The 11,145-nt window shown below is 62.4% G+C and carries 9 protein-coding genes and 1 pseudogene; 2 read left to right on the top strand and 8 right to left on the bottom strand.

Going from position 1 to position 11,145, the window contains the following annotated elements; translation table 11 throughout:
• Positions 1-173 (bottom strand): Na+ dependent nucleoside transporter N-terminal domain-containing protein (locus tag J6497_RS39415; protein WP_283845724.1); only part of this gene is annotated, 173 nt, incomplete at its 3' end.
• A gap of 140 nt (positions 174-313) precedes the next feature.
• On the opposite strand from J6497_RS39415, the pseudogene J6497_RS39410 reads away from it, so the two are divergent.
• Positions 314-445 (top strand): annotated as a pseudogene (locus tag J6497_RS39410) (MFS transporter); the annotation flags it as partial.
• 86 nt (positions 446-531) lie between these two features.
• On the opposite strand, the gene J6497_RS39405 reads toward J6497_RS39410, so the two are convergent.
• The 4 genes from J6497_RS39405 to J6497_RS41125 form a co-directional block, all read right to left on the bottom strand.
• Complete coding sequence (locus tag J6497_RS39405; protein WP_225709544.1) at positions 532-1,722, bottom strand: ABC transporter substrate-binding protein; 1,191 nt, start codon at positions 1,720-1,722, stop codon at positions 532-534.
• 266 nt (positions 1,723-1,988) lie between these two features.
• Positions 1,989-5,162: an efflux RND transporter permease subunit gene (locus J6497_RS39400; RefSeq protein WP_225709543.1), complete on the bottom strand. Its 3,174-nt coding sequence runs from the start codon at positions 5,160-5,162 to the stop codon at positions 1,989-1,991.
• The gene (locus J6497_RS39395) at positions 5,159-6,340 is read right to left on the bottom strand and encodes an efflux RND transporter periplasmic adaptor subunit (protein ID WP_376708345.1); all 1,182 of its coding nucleotides are present in this window, start codon (positions 6,338-6,340) and stop codon (positions 5,159-5,161) included. The genes J6497_RS39400 and J6497_RS39395 overlap by 4 nt, the downstream gene beginning before the upstream one ends.
• Positions 6,341-6,398: 58 nt before the next feature.
• Complete coding sequence (locus J6497_RS41125) at positions 6,399-6,827, bottom strand: ATP-binding protein (protein WP_225709542.1); 429 nt, start codon at positions 6,825-6,827, stop codon at positions 6,399-6,401.
• Positions 6,828-7,519: 692 nt separating this feature from the next.
• Here J6497_RS41125 and J6497_RS39385 point away from each other — a divergent pair.
• Positions 7,520-8,860, top strand: a complete 1,341-nt coding sequence (locus J6497_RS39385; RefSeq protein ID WP_225709541.1) for an MFS transporter — start codon at positions 7,520-7,522, stop codon at positions 8,858-8,860.
• On the opposite strand, the gene J6497_RS42495 is transcribed toward J6497_RS39385, so the two are convergent.
• The 3 genes from J6497_RS42495 to J6497_RS39370 form a co-directional block, all read right to left on the bottom strand.
• Entirely contained in the window at positions 8,853-9,002 is a 150-nt protein-coding gene (locus J6497_RS42495; RefSeq protein WP_446479939.1) for a hypothetical protein, read from the bottom strand. The two genes, J6497_RS39385 and J6497_RS42495, sit on opposite strands and share 8 nt — an antisense overlap.
• A 70-nt stretch (positions 9,003-9,072) precedes the next feature.
• On the bottom strand, positions 9,073-10,437 hold the full coding sequence (locus J6497_RS39375) for an MFS transporter (RefSeq protein WP_225709540.1): 1,365 nt from the start codon (positions 10,435-10,437) through the stop codon (positions 9,073-9,075).
• Positions 10,438-10,870: 433 nt separating this feature from the next.
• On the bottom strand, positions 10,871-11,145 hold a 275-nt coding region (locus J6497_RS39370; RefSeq protein ID WP_225709539.1), incomplete at its 5' end, for a transposase.

Genomic DNA, 11,145 nt, shown 5'->3' with positions numbered 1-11,145 from the left:
GCGCCGAAAGCGGATGCCACCAGCGGCACCTTGATCAGCACCAGCGCGGTGACCAGTGTCACTATTAGTCCGACGACCGCCTGCCGGATCGATACCGCGCGTCGTTTTTCGCTGAACGCCCAGGCGATCGCCAGCAGCGCCACCACGCCGAACGCCGATTGCAGTTGTAACATTCCACAAAACTCCCGAACGATTATGGCAGCACGATCTGCAAGTGCAATGCCGCTCCGTTTTGCGGCGACCATTGACAAGCACGCCGAGGTCGGCCACGGCTCGCCCATGTCCTCGTCAACGCCGGGCCCGTGCCCGCGATTTGCTGGCGCATGGGCCCTTCCTGCTGTTCCTGTCATCGCGAAGCTTGTCGCGGTTCTCGAGCCAGATTGGCGCGGTCGCGATCGGCTGGCAGGTCTACGATCTCACGGGCAGTGCCTTCGCCCTCGGGCTTGCTAATGCACATTCGCTCCACGTCATTTCGGGATGGTCCGAAGGACTAGACCTGGAAACTCGAGATTCCGGGTTCGACGCCGCGCGTCACTTCGTCAGCGGGCAGCCGCTTTCCTTGGCGGTGAAGAACGCCCGGTCGCCCGGCACCACCGCGAGCTGCTTGTAGTAATCCCACGGCTTCTTTGACTCCGAGGGCTTCTTGACCTCGAACAGGTACATGTCGTGCACCATGCGGCCGTTGGCCAGCACCTTGCCCTTGGCAAAGGCGTCGTCGACCGGCAGCTCTTTCAGCTTCTTGGCAACTGCCTCGGAGTCCTTGGTGCCGGCGGCCTTCACCGCCTTCAGATAACTCAGCGTCGCCGAATAGGTGCCGGCATGGATCATGCTCGGCATCTGTCCGGTGCGCTTGAAGAAGCGCTCGGAGAAAGCGCGACTCTGGTCGTCGTGATCCCAGTAGAAACCTTCGGTCAGCACCAGGCCTTGCGCCGCGTCGAGACCGAGGCCGTGAACTTCGGAGATCGTCATCAGGAGGCCGGCGAGCTTCTGGCCCCGCCGGACGGTGCCGAACTCGGCCGCCTGCTTGATCGAATTGGCGGTGTCCTGGCCGGCATTGACGAGGCCGACGATTTTCGCCTTCGAGCTCTGCGCTTGCAGCAGGAAGGAGGAGAAGTCCGACGAGTTCAGCGGCACGCGAACCGAGCCGACCACCTTGCCGCCGGCGTGGGTGACGATCTCGCCGATGTCCTTTTCCAGCGTGTAGCCGAAGGCATAGTCGGCGGTGAGGAAAAACCAGGTGTCACCGCCCGTCTTCACCAGCGCGCCGCCGGTAACGACCGCGAGCGCGTGGGTGTCGAAAGCCCAATGGAAGCCATAGGGCGAGCAGGCGCTGCCCGTGATGGCCGAGGTCGCCGCTCCCACCACGATGTCGATTTTCTTCTTTTCCTTGGAAAGCTCCTGCACCGCGAGCGCCACCGACGAGGTCGTGAGTTCGGTAATCATGTCGACGCCCTTGGCGTCGTACCAGCGGCGCGCGATGGAGGTGGCGAGATCCGGCTTGTTCTGGTGGTCGGCGGTGACCAACTCGATTTTCTGACCGAGCACTTCGCCACCAAAATCCTCGATCGCCATCTTCGCGGCTTCGACCGAATATTTGCCGCCATAGTCCGCATAGACACCGGACTGATCGTTCAGCACGCCGATCTTCACGCTCTGCGCCGATACTGGCGCGGCCAGCAACAGGCTGCATGCCCCCACAGCGGCGAAAAATCCCGATTTCATTTTTATGGTCTCCCCACAGCTTCTTTCAGGAAAAATCGGCGCGTGATTATTTTATGTCCCCGCGCCTGCCCATCTATTTCGGTTCAGCCAATAGTATTGCCTCTCCAGGCCTGCAGCTTCAGACCAGTCATCCTGAGGTGCGGAGCGGAGCGAGCCTCGAAAGTGAACGGCACCGGGACCGTTAACCCTTCAAGACGTGCGTTCCGTGCTCCTCAGGGTGACGGAGATAGTATTCCGGCTTCGTCGCGCATCGGCGTCACCGCAACTCACCCCGCCGCGGCCGCCGTCGTTTGGGTCGGCTTGCCCTCGTTCTTGCCTTCCGCGAGGTTGCGCACCACCATGTAGAAGATCGGCGTGAAGATCAGGCCGAACAGCGTGACGCCGAGCATGCCGAAGAACACGGCGACGCCGACCGCCTGGCGCATCTCCGAGCCGGAACCGGTCGACACCACCAGCGGCACCACGCCGAGGATGAAGGCGAACGAGGTCATCAGGATCGGCCGCAGGCGGAGCCGGCAGGCCTCGATGACAGCCTCCGGTCGCGACCTGCCCTCGCGCTCGATGTCGCGCGCAAACTCGACGATCAGGATCGCGTTCTTGGCCGCAAGTCCCACCAGCACCACGAAACCAATCTGGGTTAGGATGTTGACGTCCTGGCCCATGATGCGCACGCCGATCGTGGCCGCGAACAGGCACATCGGCACGATCAGGATCACCGCGAACGGCAGCGTCCAGCTGCCATATTGCGCCGCCAGCACCAGATAGACGAACAGCACGCAGATCGGGAACACATAGAGGCCGGCATTGCCACCCGTCACCTGCTGATAGGAAAGATCGGTCCATTCGAAGGAAAAGCCGCTTGGCAATGTTTGGTCGGCGAGTTGCTTGATGGTGTTGAGTGCCGTCGTCGAGCTCGTGCCCGGTGCCGGCTCACCCTGCAACTCGGACGCCGAATAGAGATTGTATCGCGCGACACGGTCGGGTCCCGAGGTATCCTTGAAGTCCACGAGACTGCCGAGCATCACCATGTCGCCGGCGGCGTTGCGGGTGCGCAGCCGCGCCAGGTCGGAGGTCTCCTTGCGGAATGGCAGGTCGGCCTGCGCCGTGACGTGATAGGTGCGGCCGAACAAATTGAAGTCATTGACGTAGGTCGAGCCGAAATAGGTCTGGATGGTGTCATTGATGTTGGCGATCGGCACCCCGAGCTTCTGCGCCTTGACGCGATCGATGTCGACGAACAGCTGCGGCGTATTCGCTGTGAATGGCGAGAAGACCGAGGTCAGGTTTGGCGACTTCCGCGCGGCGGCGACGAGTTCGTCGGTCGCGGCTGCCAGCAGCTCAGGGCCGCGGCCTTGCCGATCCTGGATACGGATGGTGAAGCCGCCGCCGGTGCCGATGCCTGGCACCGCGGGCGGCGGAATGACGATGATGAAGGCCCCCTGGATCACGGACAGGCGCTTGCGCAGCTCGGCCGTGATGGCCACCGCCGACAACCCCTTTTTCTGGCGCGCCTCCGGCTCATCGAACACGGGGAACAGCGCCGCGGCGTTGCCGGACTGCGTGCGCGTCGCGCCTGAGAAGCCGGCAAAGGCCGCCACGCGAACGATGCCCGGCGTATCGAGCGCGATTCGCTCGATCTCGCGCACCACCGCCGTGGTCCGCGCCAGCGACGCGGCGCCTGGCAATTGCACCGAGATGATGAGGTAACCGCGATCCTGCGCGGGAATGAAGCCCTGGGCGGTGGTGGCGAGCAGCCAGCCGGCGCTGCCGATTAGCGCGAGATAGATCACAAGCATCACCGCCGTATAGCGGATCACGAAGTCGGCGGCGGCCGCATAGCCATGCGCCAGGCGATCGAAGATGCGGTTGAACAGCGCGGTGAAGCTGTCCCAGCCGCGCGCTATGATGTTCCAGCGCGCCGGCGGACGTTTCTCCTCGTGCGGAGTAAGGATCTGCGAGGCCAGTGCCGGCGACAGTGTCAGCGAGCAGAACAAGGAGATCGCGGTCGCGACCGCGATGGTGATGGCGAATTGCTGGAAGAACTGTCCTGAAATGCCGCCCAGGAAGGCTGTCGGCACGAACACTGCACACAGCACCAGCGCGATCGAGACCAGCGCGCCGCCGACCTCCTCCATGGTCTTGAGCGCGGCCTCGCGCCGGCTCATACCGAGCTGGAGATGTCGTTCGACATTCTCGACAACCACGATGGCGTCGTCGACCACGATGCCGACCGCGAGAACCAGACCGAACAGTGTCAAATTATTGATCGAGAATCCGAGCGCTGCCATCACCGCGAAGGTGCCAACCAGCGACACCGGGATCGCAATGATCGGGATGATCGCAGGCCGCCACCCCTGCAAAAACACCAGCACCACGATGACGACGAGCGCCATCGCCTCGTAGACCGTCTTGATCAGCTCATGGACCGATTGGGCGATGAATTCGGTGGGGTTGTAGCCGATATTGTAGTCGAGCCCCTTCGGGAAGCTCGCCTTCAGCTGCGCCATCGTGTCAGAGATATGCTTCGCCGTGGCGAGTGCGTTCGATCCAGGCCGTTGCGTTACAACCATTGCGACGGCCGACTTGCGCAAGATGAAGCTGTTGGTGGTGTAGGATAGCGCGCCGAGCTCGACGCGGGCGACGTCGCGCAGTCGCACGGTACGGCCGTCGGAGCCGGCCTTCACCACGATGTCCTCGAACTGCCTGGAATCCTTGAGGCGGCCAGTGAAGACGAGGTTCGGCTGGAATGCGCGATCGGCGATCGGCGGCTCCGCGATCTGTCCGCCGGTGATCTGCAGGTTCTGGGCGCGGATCGCTGCCAGCACCTCGCTCGAGGTCAGACCGACATCGGCGATCCGGTCGGGATCGAGCCACAACCGCATCGCGTAGTCGCGCGCGCCGAACATCTGGATGTCGCCGACGCCGTCGAGCCGCAAAAGCTGATCGCGGACCTGCAGCAGCGTGTAGTTGGAGATGTAGAGCTGGTCGAAGCTGTCATCGGGCGACAGCATAAACACGACCATCAGGATGTCCGGACTGTTCTTGCGCGTGGTCACGCCGTTGCGTTGCACCTCTTCCGGCAGCCGCGGCTGCGCGATCGCGACACGGTTCTGCACCAGCACCTGAGCGGTGTCGAGGTTGGTGCCGAGCTTGAAGGTGACGGTGATGGTGAGCTGGCCGTCCGAGGTCGCCTGGCTGTAGAGATACAGCATATCCTCCACGCCGTTGATCTCCTGCTCGATCGGGGCGGCGACGGTGTCGGATACGGTCTGCGCCGAGGCGCCTGGATATTGCGTGGTGACGGTAACGGTCGGGGGCACCACTTGCGGATATTCCGAGACCGGCAGCGTCTGATAGGCGATCGCGCCGACGATCAAGAGCACGATCGACAGTACCATCGCCAGGATGGGCTGGTTGATGGAGAGCCTGCCGAGATTCATGGCTTGGCACCTGCCGCGGGCTTGTCGCCTGCTGGCGGCTTATCCACTGCCGGGGGTTTGGCCATTTGCGGCGTCACCTTGGCGCCGACGCGGGCGCGCTGCAGCCCGTCGACGATCACGTGATCCTCGGCCTTGAGGCCCTCGCGGATCACGCGCAGGCCCTCATCGAGCGGGCCGAGGACCACCGGCCTTGCCTCCACCGTATTGTCGTCCTTGACCACGAACACGATCTTGCGTGACTGGTCGGTGGCTACAGCGGTGTCCGGGATCAGCAGCGCCTCGTAGGGCGCGGAGCCGATGATTCGGACGCGGCCGAACTGCCCGGGCAGGATCGAAAGATCCTTGTTCGGGATCACGGCGCGGCTGCGCAGCGTCGCGGTCGAGACGTCGAGGCGGTTGTCGAGGAAGTCCATCTTGCCCTCATGCGAGGGTTTTGTTTCGCCGGTCAGCGTCACCTGCACCGGGTTCGACGTATCGCGCGAGCTGGGCCGCTTGCCTTCGAACCACAGCCGGCTGTTGCGCTGATAGGTCGCCTCGTCGACATCGAAATAGACGTAGATCGGATCGAGCGACACGATCGAGGTCAGCAGCGTAGAGCCGCCTTCGCTGCCCTGCACGAGGTTGCCGGGCGTCACCAAATGGCGACTGACGCGGCCGGTGATCGGCGCTAGCACGTGGGTGAATTCGACATTGAGCTGCGCCGCCTTCAGCGCGCCTTCGGCCTGGGTCTCGGCGGCGCGCGCCGCCTGCAGCGCCTGGCGGCGCTGGTCGACGACTTGTTCAGAGACCGCGCTGGTCTGCACCAGGTTCAGGCCTCGCTCGAGATCGCGCTTGGCAAGCTCCCCCTTGCCGCGCGCGTCGGCGAGCTGACCTTCGGCTTGCAGCACGACCGCCTCGAACGGGCGCGGATCGATGATGTAGAGCAGATCGCCGGCGCGGACGATCGCACCGTCCTTGAACTCGACGCTGTTGACGAAGCCGCCGACACGGGCGCGGACCTGAACCTCCTGGATCGCCTCGAAGCGACCGGTGAACTCGTCCCAGTCGGTGACGGTCCGTTTGACCGGCTGCGCCACCGTCACCGGCGGCGGAGCGGCCGCCTGCGATTGCGCCTTCTCGTCGCAGCCAGCGAGCGCCAGCGCGAACAGCATACCGATCGGTGCGCCGCCGCATCGCACAAGGCGGCGAAACGAACCGCGATCGAGCCGGGTCGCCGGAGCCGGATACTCCGTTCTGTCAGTCGCACTCACTTCCGTCTCCCCAAGGACCTAATGTTGCAATTGAATTGGACAGGTCGACACTGTTACCGTCAGCCGGTCTCGGTACAGGCAGCAGCATCACTCGCACCGCTGTTCCGACGCAGACCTCGGACTTGATTTCAATAGCGCCGCCGCTCTCTTGGACAAATCGCTGCGCCTGGCCGAGACCGAGACCCGAACCTCGCCCATCTGGCTTCGTCGTGAAATTGGAGTCGACCGCTCGCCAAAGCACCTCGTCCGCCATGCCGCTTCCGTTATCGGCGACCACGACTTCTGCCACCACAGTCGACGCTCGTGCACGCGACACACTGTTCTCCGCCAAGGCTACGACCTTGCCACCGTCTTGCAGCGGATCGGCCACAAAATCGGAGAGATCTTGGGCAGTCACGAGTGTGAAGTGAAACACCAGGACCGACGGCGTGCTGCAATCCTCCGCTGCCGCGACAAGGTCCCGCCGGGTCGTAATGTCAGTGTGTCCATCGCGTGACGATTTCGATTAGGTCATTACTCTGCATATCGACCCCCTGCCTTTTTACTCTTCCATCGTGTTCCGCGTGTCGATCGCGGAGCCGCAAGTTTCGGGACGACGATGCTTTTGGAGAATGACTTTGCAACGCCGGCGAGGGAAATCACCTCTCGCCATGGAGTCGATAAACGATCGTTATCGACGCTTCGCCGCACGGCCCGATGCCGTAGCGGAGGAATGCCCCGAGCGGCATGGCGAAGCCGACGTTTTTACTCTGCAGAGACTTCTAAGCCGCGTTCAGACGCTGAATCGGCAATCAATGCCGTCGCGGGCCACTGTGGGCTATTCATGATCCACACGAATAACTCAAACGCATTTCCACAATCTAGTGCTTCTTGGACGAATTCGTCATTTTGACTGATAGCATGGAGACTCGATCTGAAGGTGTCCAATACGCCGCAGCTATAGTTTCGATTACCACCGGCATACGCGATGGTGCCGCTCCTAGCTTGACCGCGGATTTTGCCTTGACCGCGGGGTCGCCTGCGACGCAAGTACCGATCTACGGAATCCGTTACTGAGAGTATGCGCAAAGTCGGCCGCTCAAAGTTCGCGCCAGAGATTGCATCCTGATGGACGGCGTCGAATGTTTAACGGCGTCGAAGCGCCGCTGGGCAATGCTCTGCATCTTGCTTGGACTTGGTCTAAGTTCCCTTGGAAGCGCGATCGTGAATATCGCCTTGCCGAATATCTCGCGTTCATTCGCAAGTAGTGACGCAGCGACCGTTTGGGTCGTGAATGCCTATCAGCTTTCGGCAACAGTTTGCTTGTTGCCCGTTGCAAGTCTGGCAGAATCACTCGGTCTGAAGCGCGTTTATGCCGCCGGTCTAGCTATTTTTGTTCTCGCGTCGTTGGGGTGCGCTTTCGCTCCGACATTACCGATGCTGGTGAGTGCGCGCTTGATTCAGGGCGCCGGAGCGGCCGCAGTTGCTGTGGCCGGCGTTGCATTTGTGCGCGTGATCTATCCGCACCGCATGGTCAGTAAGGGCCTCGCGTTGGTCGCACTAGCGGTGGCGATACCTGGAGCATTGGGGCCTACCATCGCGGCGACAATACTTGCCGCGGCAAAATGGCCCTGGTTGTTTCTGGTGAATGTGCCATTCGGCCTCGCGGTACCGCTATTTATTGCCGCTGCACCACCAGACGTTTGGGGCGTTCGCCCTCTCGATCTGACCGGGACCGTTCTCAATGCGGCAGCGTTCGGCCTTTTCGTCGTCGGTGTCGGCACGCTGGGTATTGGCGATTGGCGCATTGCGACAGGAGAGATCGTAGCAGGTCTTCTCTGTTTTAGCCTCTTCGTTCGACAACAGCTCCACCACCCGGCGCCAATGTTGCCATTCGATCTTTTCCGTATACCTCTGTTTACCCTATCGGTGTGGACATCTGTCTGCTCCTATGCAGCGCAAATTCTGGCTTACGTCTCCTTGCCGTTTTTATTTGAGACGGGGCTGCATCTTTCGGCCGTGGAAACAGGTCTTCTTATGACTCCCTGGCCGTTCATGACCGCCATCACGGCTCCTGTCGCCGGTCGCTTGACAATTCGCTACCCCGCCTCGGTGATTTCCAGCATTGGTTTGGCGTTGTTGGCGGCCGGTTTGCTTTTGATGGTCTTCTTGCCGACAACTCCGGCGAAGTGGGATGTCGTATGGCGGCTGGCCCTTTGCGGTATCGGTTTTGGCCTTTTCCAGACCCCGAACAACACTGCGATGATGACGGCTGGACCCATTGGGCGTAGCGGGGCCGCAAGTGGGATGAATGCTGCGGCTCGCTACGTCGGATGGTCACTTGGTTCCGCCTTGGTCTCACTGATCTTCGGCTTGGGCGGAGATCATGGCACGGTCTTTTGTTTGGTTGCCGGAACGGGCTTCGCGCTGATGGGAGCCGCTACCAGCAACGCTCGTCGGTTCAGATAGCGTCCAAATGCGGGACGCCGGCACCTCGGCGAAGGTTGTGTGGCAATACGTGCGCTATGCGATAGACCGACGTTCCGCCCAACTCTTGTTCGAGCCGCTGTATCGTGCGAGTGAGCGTGGGCCGAGACACTCCGCTCTGCATGGCTGTTTCTGTGCAGTTAAGGGTGTCAGCGAGGTTAGGAAATATCGAATCTGGTTGAATTCCGATCTTTCTAAGCCCCTGTCGAGCCGCCCGCTTTCGCCGCGGCCGGCGTCGGGGTTATTGCAGCTGTAAAGGCGCCGCCGATCGAGGTCACGGCGGCTACGGCGAGACCGACTTCGTAGCCAGACTCAAAAGACGCAACACCGGCGGCCAGTGCCGCGCCAGCAAGCTGCGCAATCCGGCTCGCCGCATTGTTGATGCCGGAAGCGAGCCCTTCGTCGGCCTGATCCACACTCGACAGGACCGACGCGGTGAGCGGCGCCACGAGCACAGCGAAGGACAGGCCCAGCAGGGTCATGGGTCCGATCACGCCGAGCATCAGGGATTCGTCCCGGCCGAGCGCCATCAAGACATAAGCGAGTGCCGCACCTGCCGGTCCCGCGATGAGCATGGCCCGCGCGCCAATCTTGTCCGCCAACCCGCCGAACACGCCCGACAGGAGTCCGACGCCGAGCGTGAAGGGCAGGAATACCAGCCCGGCATCGGTCGATGACAGGGCGCGGCGGTCGACGAGGTCAAAGGGAAGCAGAAAGAACATGATCGAAACCGCCGCATAGACCATCAGAGTGGCGACGTTCAGCCCGACGAAGGCGTGGTTCTCCAGCAGGCGAGGTGGCGTCATCGGGTGTTTGCTTCTGCGCTCCCAGAACGCATAGACGGCGAGCCCGACAATCCCGAGCCCAGCGACGATCGTGAGCACCGTGCCCATTTGGGCCGGTGCGCCCGCCGCGGCCTGAGCTTTGCCGGGGCCGATCTGGCTGAGCGCCCAGGCGAGCGCCCCGAGCGCCGAAGCGAGGATCGCGGCGCCAATCACGTCGAACCTGCGTTGGATGCGGCCATCTTTTGGCGCGAAGACCAGCAGGACTCCCACTGCTACGACCGCGATGGGCGGGTTGATCCAGAACACGGATGGCCAGCCAAAGGTCTCGGTCAGCCAACCGCCCAGGACAGGACCTCCGGCGGTGGTCAGAGCCGATGCCGCCGCCCATATGCCGATCGCCCGGTTTCGCTCCGCACGCGGATAGGTGGCCCCGATCAGGGCGAGGCTGGCAGGAGTGACGATCGCTGCGGCCGCTCCCTGCGCGACGCGGGCAGCGATCAGCCAGGCGGGCGAAGGCGCCAGCGCGCAAGCTGCGGACGCCAGAGCGAACAGGACGCAGCCGAGCCCGAGCATGCGCGCCTTGCCATAAACATCTGCGAGCGCCCCGCCGATCAATGTCAACGAGGCGAGCGCCAACATATACCCGTTGAGAACCCATTGAACGGACGCGAGGTCGGCACCGAAATCAGCGCGCAATCTCGGTAACGCAACGGGCAGCGCCGTCCCATCGATGAACGCCATCGAGGACGCGAGCACGCAGGCGGCTAGCACCATGCCCCGGCACCAAGGCGGCACTTCCCGCCCAAGCTCTCGCGGGCAGGGTTCTGCATCGATAACGCCGCGGCTGCAAGGCTCTACAAACGGCTGCGCCTCCTGGCGACAAGCTCGCCATCTCTGATTAGTAGGAGGGGTCATTTGCAGTCTCGTTTTGGTTGTACGTGCTTTTGAAAGCAGTCTCACAGTGTGGCGGTCGACCCCCGCGAGGGAAATCATCTCTCCCCATAGAATCTATAGACGATAGTTATTGCCGCTCGGCGCGCGACGCGATGCCGTCAGGGCTCGCGCAACTTGCCTTGATTTACGAATGGCATCGAGACCTGTCGCGGCAGCATTCCCCGCTGCTATCGAAACTATACATAACGGGCAATGGGAAATTTCGTCCGGCGCCGCAATCAATGCGCAGCGCTCTAGTTGCTCTGCACGGTGATTATGACTCTTTGGAAGTGTCGGGATAGGCTCGGCCCATTTTGGCGCGGGCCTTGTCTGTAGTGAACATCCATTTGATGCGGCAGCGTGCGGCGTTCCTCTGCCGTTCCCAAGCGATGATTTCGCGGCGCAGTCGCTTGGGGTCGTCGATCCTGCGACCGAGGCACTGTCCCCGCAAGACGCCGACCTCGATCTCAACCATGTTGAGCCAGCTTGCATGCTTGGGGGTGTAGTGGAACTCGAGCCGCCGCAAGATCCGCCTGGCTTCGGCGGGCG

Origin of the sequence: Bradyrhizobium cenepequi (assembly GCF_020329485.1) — a bacterium.
GTDB lineage: Bacteria > Pseudomonadota > Alphaproteobacteria > Rhizobiales > Xanthobacteraceae > Bradyrhizobium > Bradyrhizobium cenepequi.
This window is presented reverse-complemented; position numbering and strand designations above follow the sequence as displayed.

Excerpts from the sequence above, each read along its gene's own strand:
- J6497_RS39405 (WP_225709544.1), bottom strand. The coding sequence starts at position 1,722 with ATGAAATCGGGATTTTTCGCCGCTGTGGGGGCATGCAGCCTGTTGCTG.
- J6497_RS39400 (WP_225709543.1), bottom strand. The coding sequence starts at position 5,162 with ATGAATCTCGGCAGGCTCTCCATCAACCAGCCCATCCTGGCGATGGTA.
- J6497_RS39385 (WP_225709541.1), top strand. The coding sequence starts at position 7,520 with ATGGACGGCGTCGAATGTTTAACGGCGTCGAAGCGCCGCTGGGCAATG.
- J6497_RS42495 (WP_446479939.1), bottom strand. The coding sequence starts at position 9,002 with ATGCAGAGCGGAGTGTCTCGGCCCACGCTCACTCGCACGATACAGCGG.
- J6497_RS39375 (WP_225709540.1), bottom strand. The coding sequence starts at position 10,437 with ATGGTGCTAGCCGCCTGCGTGCTCGCGTCCTCGATGGCGTTCATCGAT.